Origin of the sequence: Geofilum rhodophaeum (assembly GCF_002210225.1) — a bacterium.
In the GTDB taxonomy this organism is placed as follows: domain Bacteria; phylum Bacteroidota; class Bacteroidia; order Bacteroidales; family Marinilabiliaceae; genus Geofilum; species Geofilum rhodophaeum.
In genome coordinates, this window is record NZ_MWUJ01000008.1 from 52,073 (window position 1) to 74,403 (window position 22,331).

At 49.2% G+C, this 22,331-nt stretch carries 12 protein-coding genes; 3 read left to right on the plus strand and 9 right to left on the minus strand.

Features of this window, described 5'->3' with window-relative positions; genetic code table 11:
- Positions 1–60: 60 nt before the first annotated feature.
- The 4 genes from B4W65_RS09020 to B4W65_RS09040 all read right to left on the minus strand — a co-directional run bounded on the left by B4W65_RS09020 (position 61) and on the right by B4W65_RS09040 (position 5,814).
- Positions 61–693: a peroxiredoxin gene (locus tag B4W65_RS09020; protein WP_088654824.1), complete on the minus strand. Its 633-nt coding sequence runs from the start codon at positions 691–693 to the stop codon at positions 61–63.
- Between the two features lie 861 nt (positions 694–1,554).
- A complete protein-coding gene (pepT, locus tag B4W65_RS09030; protein WP_088654826.1) occupies positions 1,555–2,793 on the minus strand; it encodes a peptidase T in 1,239 nt (412 codons plus the stop codon).
- A 25-nt stretch (positions 2,794–2,818) separates the two neighbouring features.
- Positions 2,819–3,505 (minus strand): hypothetical protein, encoded by a 687-nt coding sequence (locus tag B4W65_RS09035; RefSeq protein ID WP_088654827.1) that lies wholly within the window; start codon positions 3,503–3,505, stop codon positions 2,819–2,821.
- Between the two features lie 122 nt (positions 3,506–3,627).
- Positions 3,628–5,814, minus strand: coding sequence for an immunoglobulin-like domain-containing protein (locus tag B4W65_RS09040; protein ID WP_088654828.1), 2,187 nt, complete (start codon positions 5,812–5,814; stop codon positions 3,628–3,630).
- A 226-nt stretch (positions 5,815–6,040) separates the two neighbouring features.
- Between B4W65_RS09040 and B4W65_RS09045 the strand changes: the two genes are divergently transcribed.
- Entirely contained in the window at positions 6,041–8,272 is a 2,232-nt protein-coding gene (locus B4W65_RS09045; RefSeq protein ID WP_088654829.1) for a S9 family peptidase, read from the plus strand.
- A gap of 74 nt (positions 8,273–8,346) precedes the next feature.
- On the opposite strand, the gene proS is transcribed toward B4W65_RS09045, so the two are convergent.
- Complete coding sequence (gene proS, locus B4W65_RS09050) at positions 8,347–9,822, minus strand: proline--tRNA ligase (RefSeq protein ID WP_088654830.1); 1,476 nt, start codon at positions 9,820–9,822, stop codon at positions 8,347–8,349.
- Between the two features lie 294 nt (positions 9,823–10,116).
- Between proS and B4W65_RS09055 the strand changes: the two genes are divergently transcribed.
- Complete coding sequence (locus tag B4W65_RS09055) at positions 10,117–11,691, plus strand: hypothetical protein (RefSeq protein WP_088654831.1); 1,575 nt, start codon at positions 10,117–10,119, stop codon at positions 11,689–11,691.
- Between the two features lie 42 nt (positions 11,692–11,733).
- The gene (locus B4W65_RS09060) at positions 11,734–13,278 is read left to right on the plus strand and encodes an OmpP1/FadL family transporter (protein ID WP_146697757.1); all 1,545 of its coding nucleotides are present in this window, start codon (positions 11,734–11,736) and stop codon (positions 13,276–13,278) included.
- A 97-nt stretch (positions 13,279–13,375) separates the two neighbouring features.
- Here B4W65_RS09060 and B4W65_RS09065 read toward each other — a convergent pair whose 3' ends face one another.
- The 4 genes from B4W65_RS09065 to B4W65_RS09080 form a co-directional block, all read right to left on the minus strand.
- The gene (locus B4W65_RS09065; RefSeq protein ID WP_088654833.1) at positions 13,376–17,482 is read right to left on the minus strand and encodes an RICIN domain-containing protein; all 4,107 of its coding nucleotides are present in this window, start codon (positions 17,480–17,482) and stop codon (positions 13,376–13,378) included.
- Positions 17,483–17,792: 310 nt separating this feature from the next.
- Positions 17,793–18,086, minus strand: a complete 294-nt coding sequence (locus B4W65_RS09070) for a PG0541 family transporter-associated protein (RefSeq protein ID WP_088654834.1) — start codon at positions 18,084–18,086, stop codon at positions 17,793–17,795.
- A gap of 12 nt (positions 18,087–18,098) precedes the next feature.
- A complete protein-coding gene (locus B4W65_RS09075; RefSeq protein ID WP_088654835.1) occupies positions 18,099–21,221 on the minus strand; it encodes an efflux RND transporter permease subunit in 3,123 nt (1,040 codons plus the stop codon).
- A 47-nt stretch (positions 21,222–21,268) separates the two neighbouring features.
- Entirely contained in the window at positions 21,269–22,309 is a 1,041-nt protein-coding gene (locus tag B4W65_RS09080; RefSeq protein ID WP_088654836.1) for an efflux RND transporter periplasmic adaptor subunit, read from the minus strand.
- Between the last annotated feature and the right edge of the window lie 22 nt (positions 22,310–22,331).

Sequence of the window (22,331 nt, forward strand, 5' to 3'; positions counted from 1 at the left end):
GGCCAGCGCAAAAAAAAGCGGACCTCAGTCCGCTTTTTTTGTGCTGCTCTACCTCCTCGCTTAGTTCTTTCCAAGATACTCAGAGATGCCTTCCTGGGTGGCCTTCAAGCCTTCAGAACCTTTGTGCCAGTCGGCGGGACAAACCTCTCCGTTCTCTTCAAAAAACTGGAGGGCATCCACCATACGCAAAGTCTCGTCCACGCTGCGACCCAGTGGCATATCGTTCACCACCTGGTGACGCACCACCCCTTCCTTGTCGATCAGAAACAGACCACGATAAGCGGCAGGCTCGCCATTGAAAACCAACTGACCTTCGTCGTTGAAATCGTACTCACCGGCCAATACATCAAAACTGTCGGCAATGGTCAAGGCTGCATCGGCAACCAAGGGGAACTTTACACCCTTAATACCGCCTTCTTTCTTCTCGGTCTGCAACCACTTCCAGTGCGAAAACTCTGAGTCGGTGGAGGCGCCCACTACAGCCACATTGCGCTGCTCAAACTCGGCAATCTTGTCCTGAAAGGCAATAATTTCGGTGGGACACACAAAAGTGAAGTCCTTAGGATAAAAGAAAAATACCACGTACTGCTTTCCAATGTACTGGTCTAAAGAGAAATTTTCAACCATCTCGTGTCCATTAACTACGGCCTTGGCTGAAAACACAGGCGCTTTTTTTCCAACTAATACAGACATACAATCGTTTTTTTTGGTAATTGTTATTATTTATTGATGAATCACTTACGATCAAATGCTTCAAAAAGCATTACACCAACAAAATTAAAGATATACCCCCAGCCAACAAAGTATTTAAGTATTTTTATACCTAAACAAAACTCTATCGCATATAAAGGGGGCTTATAAGCTGGCCAGGCTCGTGCGCCGGCAGGCCCCCGGCCAGCGCGCACAAAAAGGCAGCTCCGCTGCCGCGTGGACTTTAGTCCACTTGCAAAAACAGGCGCAAAGCGCCTGACCATTTCCTCCCAATCATAACCCAGGCATAGCAACCCCTTCTTTGAAAACCATAAGCATTGGGGCACGGGTGCACCATAGCGGCGGACTTCAGTCCGCTTACAAGAACAGGCGCAAAGCGCCTGACCTATTCCTCCCAATCATAACCCAGGCATAGCAACCCCTTCTTTGAAAACCATAAGCATTGGGGCACGGGTGCACCATAGCGGCGGACTTCAGTCCGCTTACAAGAACAGGCGCAAAGCGCCTGACCTATTCCTCCCAATCATAACCCAGGCATAGCAACCCCTTCTTTGAAAACCATAAGCATTGGGGCACGGGTGCACCATAGCGGCGGACTTCAGTCCGCTTACAAGAACAGGCGCAAAGCGCCTGACCTATTCCTCCCAATCATAACCCAGGCATAGCAACCCCTTCTTTGAAAACCATAAGCATTGGGGCACGGGTGCACCATAGCGGCGGACTTCAGTCCGCTTACAAGAACAGGCGCAAAGCGCCTGACCTATTCCTCCCAATCATAACCCAGGGTTTCAACCCTGGGGGGCCTGGGAGACCCTGGGAGACCCTGGGAAACCCCCCCTCTCCTCAGCCCTCCGCTACCCTATACCCCGGCGCCATCTGTGCAATCTGCAAGATGACTTCCACCGCTTTTTCCATACTGGGAATGGGCACAAACTCAAAGCGACCATGAAAGTTGTGGCCACCGGCAAAGATGTTGGGCGTAGGCAAACCCATATAGGAAAGTCGCGCACCATCGGTCCCTCCACGTATGGGCAACACCTTGGGTTCCACACCCGCCTTAAGCATCGCTTCCCGGGCCAACTCCACAATATACATCAGCGGCTCAATCTTTTCCCGCATATTGTAGTACTGATCGTTCATCTCCATAACTACCGTAGCCGCACCAAACTCGGCATTCACCTTATTGACCAGGTGCTGCAGCTCCCGCTTCCGATTCTCAAAGCGGTCCCTGTCAAAGTCCCTGATGATAAAGAGCAGTTCCGTTTTCTCCACGTCCCCGTTGAAGGACATCAGGTGATAAAAACCCTCATAACCATCGGTGTGCTCGGGCGTCTCGTGTCGCGGCAGCATACCCACCAACTGATTGGCAATACGCATGGAATTCCGCATTTTCCCCCGGGCATAACCCGGATGTACATTGCGTCCGTGTACGGTAATTTTGGCCATGGCGGCATTGAAGTTCTCAAACTCCAATTCACCAATCTCGCCGCCATCCAGGGTGTAAGCAAAATCGGCACCAAAACCCGACACATCAAAATGATCGGCACCCTGACCAATTTCCTCATCGGGGGTAAAGGCGATGCGAATCTTCCCGTGCTTAATCTCCGGATGCGCCAAAAGGTACTCCATCGCAGAGATGATTTCTGCCACCCCGGCCTTATCGTCGGCGCCCAAAAGGGTATGCCCATCGGTGCATATCAGGTCCTGCCCCACATAGTTTTTCAATTCAGGAAACTCGTCGGGTTTCAGCCACAGTCCCTCCTCTGCATCCAGGGCAATGTCGCCCCCATCGTAATTCTTAACGATTTGCGGCTTCACATGCTTTCCGCTGAAATCGGGACTGGTATCCAGGTGGGCAATAAAGCCCACAACCGGTCCCTCGCCTCCATTGTTGGCGGGCAAGGTGGCGGTCAGGTAACCATTGTCGTCGACCTGCACCTCCGAAAGACCAATGCGCTTGAGCTCATCTACCAAATAGCGGGCAAAAAACATCTGCCCGGGGGTACTGGGCGTTAAGCCGGTATTCATGTCCGATTGCGTGTCGAAGGACACGTATTCTAAAAAGCGTTCGGTTAATGTCATATCCTTGTATTTTACTGTTCCATTATTACTGCTGCACATCGTCGCTTTTAAACACAAAGCCCAGGCGCTTCCCCGTGCGTTGCCGCGACTGCATAATCTCCTCGCTGAGTTGAGCCATGGTCAGTACACTCATATTCTCATAGGGCGGCACCAACAAATCAAACTCCAAAGAATACAGCATCGCAGTCTCCACAATCTTCTGCCAATTGTCCCCATCAAGCTCGGCCTTTCCAAAACCACTTACCCCCATGCTGCGCTGCCGCTTTCCCTCTACAAAAAAAGCCCTTTCCCGATTCACAAAAACCCGGGCCACCATATAGCCCAAATCATCGGGCCGTCCGTAACGGAAGGAATCGTACAAGAAATTGTAAATATTGATGACGCCGGTATAAGCCCGGGCCATATTTTCCTTAGCATAATCCTGCTCCCACACTTTATGTTCGCGGTCGAACATAAAGGCATTGGTATGCATAAAAAACACCAGTACATCGCCGGCCACCTTCAACTTAGCCACATGTGCCCCCACTTCTTCATATTGCAAAAGCAAGCGTTCATCCTTATCCATCAACCCGGGATTAAACCTATCGGGAAAAGTCTGCAATACCTCCTTCAGCTCACCAAAAGAGGCCAAAGTGGTATCAAACACGCCCTGTTTAAGGGCTGCACGGGTACTGAGTTGCTCACTGATGCGTTCCTGCAAAGATGTTTTCATAGGGAAGAGTTTCTTGTAACTCTACGAAAATACAAGAAAAGCGTGAAAAACCGCACCCTGAGCCCTTCAAAAAAAAAGCAGCCACCCGGCTGCTCCTAAAAAAAGACCCATTTGAAGGGGCATCAACGTCCCCACTTGGCCAATATGGCCGCCCGCTCTGCACTTGTTATCGGAATAACGGTACCATGACGTGGATGAAAATCCATAGAAACCTTATCATCAATAATTCGAAAATTATCTAAGTCCCTGGTTTGGGTAAACTGATAAGTTCCTCGCGAATATACATCGTACATCAGAACGTACTCATCGGTATTTATCAAACGGTAAATACACGCCCCCTCAACCGCATCGTTCGTTTGTTGCAGGTAGGGATCCAAAACCTCGTAACCCGCTGTAAGCTTATCAGACACCGCCTTCTTAATCCCGTTTCCGGCACCTTCCGTTTTAAAGAAAAGGTTATAAACACCATCTTTATAAACAATATCCCCATCTATACAGGCCACCTCATCGGGATGATAAAGCAATTGTTGGGGAGCGGACTCTAAACCAGTAAAATCGGCATTGGCGTAGGCATAATAAATGATGTCGTAACCTCCGGGTTGCAACATCGAAAAGTACACCATCATCTTCCCCTTTTCCTCGTCGTAATAACTCTGGGGAGCCCAAACCCGCAGCACATCACCATATTCATTGGGGAACAGCTCAGCAATATTCACCACGCTATGGGTCCAGTTAATCAGGTCGTCCGATTTTAAAAACACCATCGCATTGTTGCCCGACCAGCCATCACGAGGCACATAAAGATCGGTCACCACCATATAAAAACTGCCATCAGGCCCCCTCAAAATGTGCGGATCACGCACCCCTCCACGCGAGCTGATGGTATCGGCTGCTGCTATAGGTTGGTTGTTGTTCAAAGCCTTAAAATTATAGCCATCGTCGCTCAAGGCATAGAAAATAGCCTCTTCACCGGGACCGTTTCCAATAAAATAGGAAAACAAATAACCTACATAAGCTTCATCTTCAGCTACATTCACTTCAAAATCACGCTGCACACTGGCATTGCCCTTGGCTGCGGTTGCGGTTAGTGTTACAGATAAGCCTCCACTTCCATGCGGTGCCAGCTGCAACAATTTCCCTTCGTTCGACAAAAGCTCAGTTTGTGAAGACGACCAACTGATTTCAGAACCCTCTATCCCGACTTTCGGTAATTCCACATCCGACCGCAAATTCACAACATTGTAAGGAAGTACTATTTGATCGGCATCCCTTTGAACCGAAACGGCATCATCAAACCAGGGAAGGACAGTCACTTTAAAACTGCGTTCAACCTTTTGACGGTCCTTCTGCAAAAGAGCCCTTAAAGTGACCTCGACAGGCTCCGATCCCACAGCAGGACGCTGCACAACACCACGGGGACTAAGCACCTCAGGATTTGAAGAATGCCAGCTAACAGCCATCCCCTGACCCAAATGCGCAGGCAAATCAAGGTTGCTCACCCAGTCGTGGGCCGACAAATCCGCCATAGCCTTTGCAGCTGCTTCGAGCTGCAAGCCAACAACAGCCTCTTGCAAACGAGTGGCAGTCGGTTTAAAACGCTTCAAATCCTCCACCTCTAAAGCCCTGTTGTAAACTCTAAAATCGGCCATCTTAGCCCCCTTTAAATACTGATCTCCACGATAAACCGACTTCCCAAGGAAATTATGTGTAGTAGCGCCCAGTTCCGAAGGCGTCAGGGTAAAGGTACCCCGGGCTACCTGTTCCCCATCAAGGTAAATGTGCCCCAAACCCCTGGCCTGAATATAAGCTACATGATGCCATCTGCCGCGTGGGAAGGGACGGCGACCATTAGCCACCTGCTCGCCCGACCAGTGACGACGCGAAGCAACAAAACTGGTCGTACGCGCCGATAAAAACATCGAGCCGTTTTGGTCCTCCGCCATATTGTCCGAATTCCCAAAACACCATACAAAATTACCATGAGCAGCCAAGTCATTGCTTTCCTCAACATACAAATAAAGAGCCACGGTAAAATCCTTGAGACTGCCCACCAATTCACCAGTGGCAGATCCCATGTCCAAAAACCCGTTATCGCTGCCCAAATTGAGCACACCCACTCCAGCTAGTTTCTCCACGGAAGCTCCATTATGCAGGCTGGCGTCAAAACCATTGCCACTTTTATCCGGAACCACCGTCCCGCCGCGCTTTAAGCGACCAAAGTCGTAATGCAGACTAAGGCCCTCCTCCTTGACACAGGACGAAAGTCCAACCACAAGAAGCGCCCCCAACACCCAGGTTAACCTTTTCATAAGCTTAAATAATTTGATGGTAGAATACAAAGATCAAATGCTTAGACCTAAAAACCTGTCCTAAAATCGACCAGAACTGTTCTTTTTTCTGCAAAAGCTGCCGCATCGATCAAAAATTAAAAGAGTCATTTTTTAACTTTTTCGATAAAAGAAGCCACTTATTCCATTTTGAAAACAGGAAATAACCGAAAATACTATCTTGCCAAAAAATCAAGAAACAACTATAATGAAGGGATTTGTACTCCTGCTGTTTTGCGTCCTCTCTGCAGGGGCCATGGCCCAATACAGCGCCGAAGATTACCAACGGGCCGACTCTGTGTCGCGCTTTAACAATATGGTGTACAACACCATTTCTGAATCGGGCTGGGTCCCCAACACCCAGGTGCTGTGGTATGCCCTTAAAACCCGGGAAGGAAGGACCTGGTATGTGGCCCAAGCCGACAGTGCAACAACACGTCGGGCTTTTGACCATGAGCGACTGGGTCGCTTACTGCAGCAGACCAACGAAAAGAAAAGCTTTAAGCCTGAGGAGCTGCCGCTGCAAAATGTGAACTTTAGTGCGGGACTCGACACCCTCACCTTTGAAATGGACAACCTCAAGTGGCTGTGCGATTTAAACAGCTACACCCTGAAGGCAACCGGCAAGGTAAAGAAGCGCAACAACTATGGACATTGGGGAAAAACCACCGATGAACTGAGTCAGGGAGCAGTAAGGTCGCCCGACAGTACCTGGGTGGCCTTCATTCGCGATTACAATGTGTATATTCGGCATCAAAACACCAAAGAAGAGTACCAGTTGAGCTTCGACGGGGCAAAAGGCGACACCTACTCCTCCTTCCTGGTTTGGTCGCCCGACTCCAGATTTTTGGCGACCAATAAGGTACGCCTTCACGAGAAACAATTCATTCGCTACATAGAAGCAGCACCTGCCGGCCAGTTGCAACCCAAGCTGCACGAGCTCGAATACCTGAAACCGGGCGACGCCTTACCGGTTAAGAGACCTGCGCTCTTTAACGTGAACGAAAAAGAACAAATCCCTTTAGCGACCAAAGACTTTGAACACCAATACAGCTTAAGCGGTCCCCAATGGTACAGCGACAGTCGCGGTTTCACCTTCGAATTCAACGAAAGGGGGCACCAGCGCTACCAAGTGGTGGAGGTTAATGCCGAAACAGGCGCAGTCCGCATTTTGATAGATGAAAAAAGCACCACCTTTATCGATTACAGCGGAAAGCGTTACCGCCACGATTTAAACGACGGGACAGAGATTATTTGGGCCTCTGAAAGAGATGGTTGGAATCACCTGTATTTGTACAACAGCCAAAAGGGCAAAGCCCGGGCCATTACTTCCGGCCAATGGGTGGTGCGCGGGGTGGACCATGTAGATGAGAAAGATCGCCAGCTGGTCTTCCGAGCCGGAGGCGTCCAGCCCGACGAAGATCCTTACAACGTCCACTATTACCGCATTGGCCTGGACGGAAAAGGACTCCGCCACCTGACGCCAGAAACAGGGCATCATCAAGCCTCCTTCTCGCACAACCAACGCTATCTGTTGGACACCTGGTCCACCCCCGAAACACCACCTGTAAGTGTGTTGCGGGACGCACTGAACGGCGATACGATAATGACACTGGCCAGGGCCGACATCAGCGCGCTCGAAAAGGAAGGCTGGAAGGCTCCGGAAGTCTTTGTAGCGAAAGGACGAGACGGCAGCACCGACATTTGGGGCAACATCTACCGCCCCACCCATTTCAATCCGGAAAAAACCTACCCCATAGTCGAATACATTTACGCCGGTCCCCACAGCTCCTTTGTCCAAAAAAGTTTCAGCGCCCACATGGGCGCCTTCAGCAGTCTGGCCGAACTGGGCTTTATCGTCGTTCAAATCGATGGCATGGGAACCAGCAACCGCTCCAAAGCCTTTCACGATGTATGCTGGAAAAACCTGAAAGACGCAGGTTTTCCGGACCGTATTGCCTGGATCAAGGCTGCAGCAGAGAAGTACTCTTGGATGGACACCACCAGAGTGGGCATATACGGGGCATCGGCAGGGGGACAAAGTGCTATGGGGGCCTTATTGTTTCATCCCGACTTTTATAAAGCAGCCGTGGCCTCTTCGGGCTGTCACGACAATCGAATGGATAAAATTTGGTGGAACGAGCAATGGATGGGCTACCCCGTGGGGCCACACTATGAAGCTTCATCCAATGTTGTCAACGCCCACCTACTGCAGGGCAAGCTGCTGTTGATCAACGGCGAAATCGACAATAACGTGGATCCGGCCTCTACCATGCAGGTGGCTTCGGCACTAATAAAAGCAGAAAAAGAATTTGAACTGCTGATCTTACCCTCAGTAGGACACACCCTCGGGGGCAGTTATGGAGAACGCAAACGAAGGGACTTCTTTATCAGACATCTGCGTAACGAAGAGCCCCCCGCCTGGAACCAAAGCCAATAAGCATCAAAATGGCATGCGAAAAAGGGCCCCTCCGAAATACGGAAGGGCCCTTCAAGTATCTGGCTCCAGCCAACTTAGTACGAACGGGCAAAGAGTACCCTCCGATCAGAGGGTTTACCGGTCACCATACATTGGCCTTCCTCTTCAGGTGCATCCATGGGAATGCAGCGAATGGTCGCCTTGGTTTCGTTTTTAATGCGCTCCTCGGTTTCGGGTGTGCCATCCCAGTGACAAAGGAAAAAGCCCCCCTTCTCATCGAGCAAACGCTTGAACTCCTCGTAATCGTCCACCTTAGTCGTATGGGCAGTTCTAAAGTCGAGTGCCTTCTTATAGATGTTTTCCTGAATATCGTTGAGCAGTTGTTGTACCTTGGTCTCAATACCTTCCAAAGGCATAATTTCCTTGGTGAGCGTATCGCGACGTGCCACCTCCATGGTGCCGTTTTCGAGGTCACGGGGACCAACAGCCAATCGCACAGGAACCCCCTTCAATTCGTATTCGGCAAATTTCCAACCCGGCTTGCGCTTGTCGTCGTTGTCGTACTTCACCGAAATACCCAACGATTTAAGACGCACCACCAGTCCGTCCACCACCTCATTGATACGCTCGAGTTCCTCTGCCTTCTTGTAAATAGGAACTATCACCACCTGAATAGGGGCCAATTTGGGCGGAAGCACCAAACCGTTGTCGTCAGAATGCGACATCACCAACGCGCCCATGAGTCGCGTAGACACGCCCCACGAGGTCGCCCAAACGTGATCGAGCTTCCCATCCTGATTTGCAAAGGTCACATCAAAAGCCTTGGCAAAGTTCTGACCCAAAAAGTGAGAGGTGCCCGACTGCAAGGCTTTTCCGTCTTGCATCAACGCTTCAATGGTAAGGGTTTCAAGTGCCCCGGCAAAACGCTCATTGGCGGTCTTGTAGCCTTGCACCACCGGCATAGCCATCCATTCCTCGGCAAACTTGGCATAAACCTTCAGCATGGTTTCAGTCTCCTCAATAGCTTCCTGGCGGGTGGCGTGAGCCGTATGACCCTCCTGCCACAGAAATTCAGCAGTACGCAAAAACAAACGGGTACGCATTTCCCAGCGCACCACATTGGCCCACTGATTCACCAAAATAGGGAGATCGCGGTACGATTGTATCCAATTTTTATAAGTGTTCCAGATAATGGTTTCCGAGGTAGGGCGCACAATATACTCTTCCTCCAGCTTGGCATCGGGGTCAACAATGACCCCTTTCCCATCGGGGTCGTTCTTCAAACGATAATGGGTTACCACCGCACACTCCTTGGCAAAACCATCCACGTGGGCAGCCTCCTTGCTGAAAAAAGACTTGGGAATGAAGAGCGGGAAGTATGCGTTCTGGTGCCCGGTTTCTTTAAACATATCGTCCAGCACCCTTTGCATTTTTTCCCAAATGGCATAACCGTAGGGCTTTATAACCATACAGCCCCTAACGGCCGAATTCTCAGCCAAATCAGCTTTCAATACCAAATCGTTATACCATTGGGCATAACTTTCTTCGCGACTTGTTAATACTTTTGCCATAGATTAATTCAAAATTGATAGCGCCCGAAAGCATTCTGTTTCAAGTGCCACAAAAGTAAGAATAATCGCCCGAATAATTGAATGCGCCTGCACTTTGTTTTATGCCGCAACCTTGGCCCCTTTGGTCCGTAAACCTTACATTTGAACACAGCTGTTTACAGTTTTTAATGATTATTCAACTTTTTTACACCAAACAAATCACAATACCGGGTTTTGGTATAAATTTTGCTACACATTAGGTGTACAAACCAATGAGGAGGAGAAATTATGAGAGCTTTAGTATTAACATCGGCAATGGTACTGGTTTTACTGGCCGGCGGATGCAGCACAAGCCGCATTGCAGGCCCCGGCGTTTATTACGACGACGTATACTATGTACCCGGTGTCACCCGTGAAAACATGGACGATGCCTTTTCGCCTGTTCCTCAGTTAACACGCGAAGAAGAGAAGAACCAGCAAAGAGAACTGGCTGCCATGCAACGAGAGTACGAGCGCAGCGAACGTGGAAACGCTCAGCAAGACAGGCGTGATTTCTCAGGCATCCAGGAGGAGTACGCCGGTATTTTAAACGATGAAAGCATTGAAAGCACCGATACGCTTTTGTACTATAACGACGAGACCGGCTACTGGGTAGACGGCTTCCAGGGTTCCTCCATGGACCGCGACTACGCCGAAAGGTTGGTTCGCTTCCATAGTCCTGCAGTACGTATCCCCTATTATTCTCCCTTTTACAGCGAGGTCGTGTATTACAACCATTACGATTGGAATGTATATGTTGACGGGGGCTATGCCTACGCCTTCCCGACCTGGACCAATCGTTGGTACGATTACTACTACTACAACAGCTGGCACCGGCCCTACAACTACTATTACGGCTGGAACTATGGCTGGAATTATCCCTACAGTAACTGGGGCTTTGGCTTCGGCTGGAATTATTACAGTCCTTACTATGCCTATAGCCATTGGGGGCATCCCTATTACCATGGCTATCATCACAGTCCCTATTATCACAGCCCTTACTACAGCAATAATTACTCAAATACACAGAAACAATACGGACCGCGAACCGGTTTGAGTTCAAATGCCCGGGAAAGAACCAATGGCACTTCCGGTTTACAAGGAGTCGGATCGGTACCCAGAGCCCAAGGCTCAACCACAAGAAGCAGCGCCCCCAGCACCATCGCCAATGGCTCTGTTCCCCGGTCTCAAAGCGACGCTCCCCGGAGTACGCGGACTACGGATGCTTCTGCCCGTTCAACAACGGCGGCTACGGCACAAAGCAACACATCAAGGGGAAACTCAGGGGTTAACACCACCACCCGGAGGAGTTATACGCCCTCTTATTCACAAACGGAAGGCAACACGCGTCCGGTCTATAACAGATCAAGCTATACCCGTGTAAGCAACAGTCCTCGTCCGGCCCAAACCACCGGCACAGTCCAATCACGAAGCACCGGCAGCTCCAGTCCTTCAGTCACACGACCAGCAGGAACCACAACCAGTCCTGCTTCCAGGAGGACTGCTCCGTCAGGAACTGTTCGAACAGCTCCACAACGCAGCGCTTCGCAACCAGCTGCCACGCGCCCCAGCGCTCCTACCAATTATCAACGAGGCAGCAGTACAGCGCCAAGCAGGTCAAGGAGTACTTATTCGGCTCCTGCCAGAAGTTCTGCTCCCAGTAGAAGCTACTCGGCACCCAGCAGAAGTTCAAGCTCAAGTCCCAGCAGCAGCTACTCGGCACCCAGCAGAAGTTCATCTTCCGGCAGCAGCTACACCCCTTCACGCAGCTCCTCGAGCTCTTCTGGAAGCTCCAGAAGCTCCTCCGGGTCAAGTTCAGGATCTTCTTCCCGAAGTGGTGGACGCAGATAACAATGATGAAGAACCTGTTTATTCAAACTAAAGTCTAAAACGATGAAACGAATATTCTCGATACTGACCCTCTTCGTCTTGGCCTTGGGCATTACGATGTATGGACAAACTACGGATGATGCACTTCGCCTCTCGCTGGCTCGTCCGGCAGGCACAGCACGAAGCATGTCTCTGGGTAACGCTATGGGCGCACTGGGAGGTGATTTCACCAGTCTCAGCATCAATCCGGCAGGCATCGCCGTTTACCGCAGCAGCGAATTTGCCTTCACACCAGCTCTTCACCTAAACCAGTCGTCCACCAATTATTACGGCAACACAGGAGAAGACGAAAAACTAAAACTTTCTATTCAACAAATAGGCTATGTGGGCACCTTTAAACCCGTGAGAGAGGTAAGCAGCGGAATAGTCAGCACTCACTTTGCCATTGGCTACAACCGAAATAATTCTTTTAACCGGAACAGCTATTTTATGGCCAACGGCGTACAGTCTTCACTTATGGATGAGGTGGTCTACTTCGCAGACAACACAGCTCCAAGCTCTTTACAAAGCAGGCAGCGGCTGTTTTACGATGCTTATTTAATAGATCCTATGGCTGAGCAGGATGAAAATGCTACCATCCCATCGGCCTACTACCATGCCTTCGAGGACATAGATGAGGAAGGCCCCTATTGGCCACACCAACAGTATGGCATCGACCAGCGACGACTCGTCGAAGAGCAAGGAAACGCCGGGGAATTTGTATTGTCCGGAGGTTTAAACATCAGCAATATGCTGTATCTGGGTGCAACTTTAGGCATCGCCACACACAGTTACGAGCGAACCTTAAATCACTACGAACAGGTAAACCCCAATAATACCGATTGGAATTACCTGGACCATTACACGCTTACCGAGGAGCTCAGATCCAATGCCATCGGTGCCAATCTCAAAGTGGGCATCATATACAAACCCATCAACGCCATTCGTATTGCCACGGCTGTCCATTTACCTACCTTCTACTCGGTAGATGAAGAATATGCCTACAGCGTTGATTTGCCCAATGGATTTGCAGAGTATCAAAACTACAGCACGCCGCAATACGAATTCTCCTACAATTTCACCACTCCCTTTAAATTTATTCAAAGTGTAGGCTTGGTTTTTGGCAACAAAGGCTTGCTGAGCGCCGATTATGAGTTCACCGACTACAGCAGCATGAAGTTTAAGGCAAAGGGGACCAACCTCGACATTCGGGACGACCTGAGCTTTTTTAATCAGCAAATAAACGACACCTTCCGCGGCAGTCACAATTTGCGGGTAGGCGCCGAAGTTAAGCCTTCCGAAGTTTTATCCCTTCGGGGAGGATGGGGTATGCTCACAAGCCCTTACAAGTCCAACTTCCTGAACACCGACGACACCCATTACACCTACTCCTTAGGCATGGGCTTTAGAATGAACAACATGTTTGTAGATCTAGGGTATATGCTGCGACAAGAAAAAAGCACCTACTCTTTGTATTATTCCGGATTTGTTTCAGAGGAAGATCAACAAACAGCCGACTTAAAATACAACAATCACCAGGTAGCGCTCACTTTGGGCTGGCGCTTTTAGCACGCCCTTCTTATCCTCATAAAATGTACAAAGCCCCCGTCCGATGTCGGACGGGGGCTTCTTTATAACCATGCTCTCCGAATGGGAGACTTGGTATTTAGCGCTTAATCAACATTTTTGACCGCACTTCTGTGCCAGCCTGTAAACGATAAACGTAAGCACCGGAGGACAAAGCCGCTACAGCAGTACCTCCATCAACAGAATGATTGCCTGCTGAAAGGATGCCCTGGTATAGAACGGCGACTTTTCGTCCCTTCATATCGTAAAGAGTCAAAGTAACTTCACTGTCCTTAGCCAGGCTAAAGGTAAAGGTTGTACTGCCGTCAACAGGGTTCGGATGATTCTGATGCAAGTGCAAGCCCTCTGACGCAACTTGAGCAACACCGGTAATCACCTCGGCCGATTTAAGCGAGGCTATTTTACCCACACCCACATTGGCGGGAACGACACTGGCCACAGAACTTGCAGGATCCAGGCTATAATTGTAGGGAATATTCCACCAACCGCAGTCCGATTGAGAGATCTCATTGGCGCCACAACTGCCGGTAAATAGATTGCCCGATTCGCAAATATAACCATTGGGCAAACCATCCACCGGAAATTTATCGGTAGTTAATGGCAGCAATACATCGTGGTAGTGGTTGTTTTCGACCAAAGCGTGAGCGCCAACACGGGCAGCAAGACCATAATCACTGATGTTGTTGAAGTAGTTGTTATACATGTGAATGGCACCAAAACGCAGACTGGGATTACGACCATCGGTATTATGGAAATAATTGTGATGGTAGGTAATGCGCATCTGACTGTCGACGCTCTGTGAGCTGCTGCTGTTGGTGTGACCAATCAAAGAACACTTCATGTGATCGTGCAGATAGCACCACGATACCGTTACATAACGTGATCCCTTCTTAATGTCAAGCAAACCATCGTAGGTATCCACCCCAATGCCCGCACCAATCTTACTGTGCAATTCACAATGATCTACCCAAACATGATTACACTCGTCAATGGTAAGTGCGTCGTTGGGATACAGCACCTCTCTGATTTTCAAATTTCGAACAATCACGTTATCGTAGTTACGAATATTAAGGCCCACATTCTGCAACTCCGCGGTGCTGCCAATACCCAGAATGGAAACATTGGCTCCGTGCTTAACAGTAACAATGGTAGATGAAGACGACGTTATCCGGCCATTGATGTAAACCACCTCAGGCGTTGTGTTACCCTCACGGGAGGCTGCCCAATCTTCCAGCTCAGAAAGAGAACTTATGGTACGTGTTGCACCACCGGCACCACCGGTGGTGGTCGCAAAGCCCTCAGCATTAACTGTGGCATAACCCATCATACTGAAATCCACATTGCCATCATATACAGGGTCGGGATCGGGCTCTGGTTCCGGATCAGGATCGGTGTTGCCATTGTCGCCACTGCAAGAAGCAGCCGACACGCCGTTTCCACTAACCACAACGTAGTCAATATTGGCCAGACCACCGGCATCCAAAGCTTCAAGACGGAGACTATTGACACCAGCCGACAAATTTAAAGAAACGGAAGCCGTACCCCAGCTGGTCCACGAACCAGTTGTGGGCATACTGAAAGACGACACAGCAGTATTGCCATTAACCACTACCCGGGCAGGCCGGTCACTGGCTCCATTGGCATAACGCACCTCAAGAGTAGCACTTCCTCCGGAAGCATTAATGCTGTAGTTAATACCTTTTCCGCTGGCATTTTCGGTGTTGGCAAAACCATCTCCGGTGAAACCACCATTGTTGCTATCCACAGAACCCTCTACACCACAAAAACCACTTTGGTTCTCTTGAATTTGAACAGAAGCTGGAGTAGGCTCAACAGGCCCATCACTTACAGTTACCGGTTCAAACTTAAACTGCTGCCAGGCAGATCCTTCTGTACAATTCCACTGAATAACATTCGTTCCGTTTTCGGTACCGGCAGACAAAACATCCAGACACATGCCACTGTTGCGCGCAACAATGGTATAGTAACCATCACCAGTTGGTCGCAATTGGTATTGCTGACCTTCGCCACCCCAATAGGTCCACAAATCAATATTGGCACCAGCCTCGGTGGAGATTTCGAAAACATCCAGCGCAAGCTCAGGAGCATGAGCGGGACTCAGGCGATAATAACCATCGCCAGCATCAGAAACGACCCATTGCTGATTGGCACCACCAAGATAGGCCCAGGTTTGCACATTAGCTCCTGGCTCGGTAGAGCCCCCATCTACATCAAGCGCCAAACCACTGTGACGAGCGCTGATTTTATAGCTACCAGTAACGAAGTTGTCATCATTCGTTGAACCTTCTCCGGTATCGCCACCGGTATCACCGGGTTGCTCAGCTGTTCCACCGGCCGACAAACTCATATAATACAGATTGGCGACATCGTCTTTGGAAAGGGTGTGACTGCCGGCAGCAAGATCAACAGAGAGAATGCCGGATGCAGCAGAATAACTGGTACCATCCACCTTAAACTCACCATTAAAGTCACTGTTAAAGACCAGAGTCAAGGCTGCTGCTGAGGTCGAAGTAAAAGAAATGGAGGTACTCGACTCAATTTTCAAACATTGCGTAAGGGTAAGACCATTATACACCACTGTTCCCTTTGAATCCGACAGATTACCCGAGATAGCAAAGAATGAACTGCTGGTGCCTGAGGTTGTAAAATTGTGCACCACAGCATCGCCGTCAACCGGAGGAGGTGTTGTTCCGCCACCATTTGAAGAAGCCACAAAAACAGCAGTAATATTTTTATTGGCATTCATAGTAACCGAAAGCGGATTGGATGAGCCGGAGGCATCACCCGACCAATAGCTGAAAGTATATCCGGTGGATGGCGTGGCAGTAAGACTGACATTGGCTCCACTGGCATAGTTTCCGGAAGAGGGACTCACCGAGCCTGAACCCTGTACGTTAGTTGTCAATGCGTAAGTAGTTACAGGTGCAGAACCACCAGATTCGATGGCGCCCAAATCGGGCGCAGAGCCGCTGTAAGTTATGCCTGTGGAACCGACACCGGCATCAATCAGGCGACTGCCACTCTTCAGGTTTAAAAAGCCATTAGAAGTGGGTGCACTATTGGGACCGGGAGACATCGTTACAAAATCGGAACTACTGGCCGAATAGGGCCAGGACGTGTCGGTATCGGTCAAGGCATTGGGCGCACTTGCGTCACCTACAATCCGGTCGGTATGGTTACCATCAAAAGAAACACAGTTTTTAAAAACATGTGAAGCATTGTCCCGGGTATGATAATTGTAATCGCCGTTGTTGTAGGAAGTCAGGTTGGTAAATTCAATGCGGCCTACATTCCCATTGTCAGTAAAACCATGCTTCCCATTGTTAAAGGCAATACAACGACGCAATACATGATTCACAGTATTGCTCGAAGAACCCAGCTTAAACCCGTTTTTGTCTCCTCCGCCGGAAGTAACCCCATCGGTAAGTGTTCCGTTGTTGTGTGCAATACAATTTTCAAAGTAAACTGCACCAATCGGACCAGTATCCGATTTGGTATACAAGTCCCAACCGTCATCAATATTGTGGTGAGCAACACAGTCAATAAAGGAGTTTCCGGTTCCACAAGTCAGTTTAGCCGCAAAACCATCGGCATCTTCATTATCTGAATCTTTGTTGTTGTAGGCCTCACAACCAATAATCTGATTGTTGCTGGGCCATTGAGAAATGCTGTTGGCCGAAGTGTTGTAACGACTCAACTGCAAACCGGTGTCGCAATTATCGCGAAAGACACAATCCTCAATAATATTGTTGTTGCCCGAAAGCAACATGCCATTATCGCCGGCACGCTCTATAGTAATGCCCTTCCAATGCCAGTATGCGGCATCCTGAACAACTCCTCGATTGGAAGAGTTTTCTACCCCATTGAAACGTAAAACCGGTGTTTCTGAACCATAAGCATGAACACGAACCATTGCAGAAGAAGTTCCACTTTTGTCCCTGTCAATAACCAGCGAAGACACCGTCATATTATGCGTGCCTCCCCGAAGGTAAATGTAGTCACCGGGTTGAACCAGGGACACAGCCTTTTCAAGAGTTTTCAACGGACTTCCAATGGAGCCATTGTTCGAATCATTTCCGGATGTCGCCACATAATAGCTGGCACCCAATACATTCATTCCGAGCAAAAAAGCCAGAACAAAACACAGTAAAAATTGCTTTTTCATTTTTAAAGCGTGTTAAAATTAAGGTGAAACATACTCGAAGCCCATTGGCTCCGATTTTCTAATTACGAACTCAGCTGATCAAATAACAGAATCAAAATTATGATTATCTGATGCCGCATTCTGTTAAACCAAACTTAAAACAAAAAAGCACTATGAAACAAGACACAAAATGATATTTAAGGGGGGATAAATTGACATTAATCACACAAAACCCGCCCATTGTCAAAAAAATGAATGTCAGGAAAGGTCGCTGTAGAGCGACCTTTCCTGACATTCATTAAGCAAAAAGAGTTGATTCACCAGAAATTCTTCAAATGGCATCCTCCACATTCCAGACAAAGGCCCTAAGGCCTTGCATCTCTGCTTTGCTGTTGAGACTGCGCAAACGCTCCAACAAAGGGGCCACTTTTTCATCGGGCACAATGGTGAGGATGGTTTCATTAAGGGCAGGCCAGGTGTGGGTGCCCATGTGCGGCTCCCCATCTACCGAACCCCTGCCCTGTACCTGATTCCAGCGGGTAAATCCACGCAGGTTCAATTTATCCAGCACAAATTCCACTTTCTCAGTAAGGGCCTGGTTGTAGGCTATAAACACGGTTTTCATAAGCATTTCGTTTTAAATTTCCTCCTCCATCTGCAAGGCGCGTTGCTTTTCGCGACGCATCCGGTTGGCTCCGAAAAGGGTATAAACCACAGGGATAAGAATCAACGTAATCATGGTCGAAAACATCAGTCCCCCAATAATGCTGATGCCCATGGGCTGCCATATTTCTGAGCCCTCACCAATTCCCATCGCCAGAGGCAACATCGCCAATGCGGTAGTCAGTGTGGTCATCAAAACCGGACGCAAACGTGATTTACCGGAAACAACTACCGCCTGAATCAGAGACAGTCCCCGATCGCGCATCAGGTTGGTATAGTCAACCAGCACAATACCATTCTTAACCACAATACCCACCAGCATTACGGAACCGATTAAGGAAATCAGGTTCAGGGTTTGACCGGTAACCAGCAGGGCAAGAAATACGCCGGTAAAAGCAAAAGGAAGGGTCAGCATAATAATGAGGGGCGAACGCAGGGACTCAAACTGCGAAGCCATAACAATATAAACCAACAGGACAACCAAACCAAACAACAGAAAAATATCCGCAAAAGCTTCCTGCTGCTCTTCTACCGTTCCGCCTATGTCCATCACAACACCTGCGGGAACCTCCAATTGGGCAAAACTATCGCGCAAGTCGGCGACCACATCACGAATCGAAGCCTCATAAAGCGTTCCGGTAACGCGAACGATACGCTGGCGATTCTCCCTTTCAATGGATGGGGGAGCAAAATACTCTTCGAGGCGGCCTACTTCACTAAAACGTACAAACACGCCCTGATTATTGGGCACCAATATGTTTTCAATCTCCGTGAGAGATTCCCTAAATTGTTCATCGTAGCGCACCACAATGTCGTACTCTTCCCCGTCCTCACGAAACTGAGCAGCCGTCATTCCGGTTATCCTATTGCGCAAAGCCATAGCCACCTGAGCGGTGGTAAGTCCATGAACCCCCAGCTTTTCCCGGTCAAGCACCAACTGGTATTCAACCCCCGAGGCCTTTCTGCTGATGTCCACATCTCTCAGGCTTCCCATTCCCCGCATCACCTCGGCCATTTCATTGGCCAAACGATCGGTTTCATCCAAATCGTAACCTGAAATAATCACCTCTACGTTGCTGGCACCACTGCCCATGCCCCCATCGCCACCTCCGGCATCCACACGGAAATCCTCAATTTCAGGAATGGCAGCCATCTCGGTCCGCAACAAATCACTAAGCAGATACATGTCTCTTTCCCGCTCAGTACTGGGAGTCAGCTTAAGATAAAAATTAATAACATGGGGACCGTTGTCGCCAAAAGCCGCCCATATATTGCCCTCCTGTGCAGACCCCGCACTGGTCGACACCAATTCCACTTCAGGATATTTCTCCAGGATCAAGTCTTCCAGCTTACGGGCCACCACTCGCGTCTGATCAATGTTAACCCCCTGCTGCAATTCCACTGTGGCAGCAATCTGCGCATTGTCCGATGGCGGAAAAAACTCGGTTCCCACCAGGGGCACCAAAAACAAGCTGCCTACAAAGACAACGACCGATACCACCACGATAAGTACACGCCGACGAACCGCAAAGGTTAAGGTGCGCTCGTAAAAATTATCCAATCCACCCAAAAATCGCTCAACACCATCAAAAATCCATTTAACGGCACCACGTTTACGCGGTGCATTCTTCCGCAACATTTGAGACGAAAGCATAGGCGTAAGCGTAAGGGCAGCAATGGTGGATGTTGTAACGACCAAAGTTACAATCCAACCCAGAGGCCTAAACATTATGCCACTCAACCCCGACACCAGAGTAAGGGGAAAAAAAACAGCCACCACCGTCAGGGTGGTTGCCACTACTGCCAGGCCCACCTCATTGGTCCCATAAATAGCTGCCTCACGAGGAGATGCTCCCTTTTCGATATGCGTAGTGATGTTCTCCAAAACAACAATGGCATCGTCCACCACCATCCCGATGGCGATGGATAAAGAGGACAAGGAAATGACGTTAATGGTATCTCCGGTGGCATACAAATAAATAAAAGATACAATCAGCGAAACGGGAATGGTCAGTATAATGATAAAAGTAGCGCGCCATCGCCCCAGAAAAAAGAGCACCACCAAAACAACAAAGATGCCGGCGTACAAAATGGTACTGGAGAGACTGCTTATTGAACTTTCAATAAATTCAGAGGTGTCAAAAATGGTTTCCAACTGCACGTCGGGAGGCAGGTTCTTCATCAAGTCGGGCAGCATAGCCTGCACGGCTTTGGCGATCTCTACCGAATTGGCACCACTCTGCTTTTGAATAATGATGCGGGCAGCGGTGCGACCGTTGGCACGTTCATCAAAAGTCATTTTGGCGATGGTGTCCTTTACAACGGCAACATCTGAGAGCTTCACAACCCTTCCCATAAAATTGCCCACCACAAGTTGGTTCAATTCCTCTGCGGTTTTGTACTCACCCTCTACCCGCAATGGATAAGTGTGACTACCGATATCCAGCACCCCACCAGGAAGATTCATATTCTCCTGCCCAATGAGTGTACCCAATTGCTCCACAGAAAGATTAAAAGCCTCCAGCTTCTGCGGATCTACATTCACCTGAATCTCACGCACCGGTCCACCTGCGATCGAAACCGCACCAACTCCTTCAATACGATTCAAAGGATTAACTAAGGCCTCATCCAAAATCTTAGCCAATGCGGGATAACTCTCCTCTGCAGTGGCCGACATCATAAGGATGGGGATCATATTGGTACTGAACTTAAAAATTATGGGTTTCTCCACCCCATCAGGCAACCACGATTCTACCCGCCCCAACACATCGCGAATGTCGTTGGTGGCTTCGTCAAGATTAGAACCCCATTCAAACTCCAGCGTCAGCAAAGAAAAATTATCGCGAGAAATCGAGCTGAGTTTCTTCAGATTATTGACGGTATTGAGCTGGTCTTCGAGTATTCTGGAAATATTGGTTTCGATATCCAACGCACCCGCCCCTTGGTAATAAGTATAAATGGTGACCATGGGCGGATCAATCTCGGGATACAAATCGATGGGCAAATAGCGCACCGAAAAAAGTCCGAAAACGATGACCCCGACAAAGATCAGCACCGTAGTAATCGGCTTTTTAACTGCCGTTTCATATATTCTCATTGAAAAGGGTATTTAAAATTTCTACTTCGGTCTATCCAAAACGGACCTTAGCGACTGACCTCCACTTCCGTACCATCCAGCAAGCGGGACTGACCAGCCACAACCACTTCCTCCCCGGGTTGCAAACCCGAAATAATTTCAAACTGCGATCCAATCAAACGTCCCGGCTCAACCACTTTACGTACAGCCTTTCCATTTTCTACCACAAAAACAAAACGCTCATTAATGCCAGCCTGCCTTATTAAAGCCAGATCAGGGATAACCACACGTTGCTGCTCGCCAAAGCCTAAAGTTACTCGTCCAAACATACCGGGACGAATCAAACCCTCCTTGTTCGGAAACTTCAACTCCAGCTGAAAGGTCCGGGTGCTCGGATCCACGGTAGGATACTTCAAATGAACCGTCCCCTCAAAAATCTCATTGGGCTGGCTGTCGATTCGCAGCGTCACATTCAAATCCTCATCCACCCTGGTGAAATACTGTTCACCCACATGTACCACCACCTTTACAGGGTCAATAACTTCTACAGTAAGAATGGCGGAACGCCCGTCAGCCACAGGGCTCATTCCAAACATCTCTCCATCCTCATAAAAGCGTCCGGTAACGACCCCCGAAATGGGCGAGCGCAACACGGTGTTTTCTTCCAAGTTGGCGTGCGCAGTTTTGGCCACATCGAGTTGGGCCTTAAGCTGATCAAGCTGTTGCTCCGAGATACTGCCCACCGTATAAAGCGTGTCCAAACGCGCATACTCTTTACGAAGGTTTTCAAGCTGTACCGAAGACTGCCGATAATTGGCGGCATCCATCTGAACCAGCATATCCCCCGCGCGCACATAGTCGCCTACCTCTTTTAAAATCCGGCCAATCCGAACCGGCTGGGCACTACTGATGTAAGCCTTCTCAAAAGGTTCAATATTTCCCGCAAAAGTTGCAAGCTGCTCTACTTTTTCGAGTTGTACTGTTGTGGTTTTGACCTGGGGCGTACTTTCCCCCTCTTCGGCTTCGGCAGCACTGCCGCAGGAAGTCAAAACAGAGATTCCCCCCAGGAGCACTAATCCGGCAAACGCCCTTGCAAAATGTCGCTTCATATTCAATGGTATATTATGGCAA

What these genes read in the sequence shown, in the direction of transcription:
- B4W65_RS09020 (WP_088654824.1), bottom strand. Translation starts at nt 693, where the DNA reads ATGTCTGTATTAGTTGGAAAAAAAGCGCCTGTGTTTTCAGCCAAGGCC.
- pepT (WP_088654826.1), bottom strand. Translation starts at nt 2,793, where the DNA reads ATGACATTAACCGAACGCTTTTTAGAATACGTGTCCTTCGACACGCAA.
- B4W65_RS09035 (WP_088654827.1), bottom strand. Translation starts at nt 3,505, where the DNA reads ATGAAAACATCTTTGCAGGAACGCATCAGTGAGCAACTCAGTACCCGT.
- B4W65_RS09040 (WP_088654828.1), bottom strand. Translation starts at nt 5,814, where the DNA reads ATGAAAAGGTTAACCTGGGTGTTGGGGGCGCTTCTTGTGGTTGGACTT.
- B4W65_RS09045 (WP_088654829.1), top strand. Translation starts at nt 6,041, where the DNA reads ATGAAGGGATTTGTACTCCTGCTGTTTTGCGTCCTCTCTGCAGGGGCC.
- proS (WP_088654830.1), bottom strand. Translation starts at nt 9,822, where the DNA reads ATGGCAAAAGTATTAACAAGTCGCGAAGAAAGTTATGCCCAATGGTAT.
- B4W65_RS09055 (WP_088654831.1), top strand. Translation starts at nt 10,117, where the DNA reads ATGGTACTGGTTTTACTGGCCGGCGGATGCAGCACAAGCCGCATTGCA.
- B4W65_RS09060 (WP_146697757.1), top strand. Translation starts at nt 11,734, where the DNA reads ATGAAACGAATATTCTCGATACTGACCCTCTTCGTCTTGGCCTTGGGC.
- B4W65_RS09065 (WP_088654833.1), bottom strand. Translation starts at nt 17,482, where the DNA reads ATGAAAAAGCAATTTTTACTGTGTTTTGTTCTGGCTTTTTTGCTCGGA.
- B4W65_RS09070 (WP_088654834.1), bottom strand. Translation starts at nt 18,086, where the DNA reads ATGAAAACCGTGTTTATAGCCTACAACCAGGCCCTTACTGAGAAAGTG.
- B4W65_RS09075 (WP_088654835.1), bottom strand. Translation starts at nt 21,221, where the DNA reads ATGAGAATATATGAAACGGCAGTTAAAAAGCCGATTACTACGGTGCTG.
- B4W65_RS09080 (WP_088654836.1), bottom strand. Translation starts at nt 22,309, where the DNA reads ATGAAGCGACATTTTGCAAGGGCGTTTGCCGGATTAGTGCTCCTGGGG.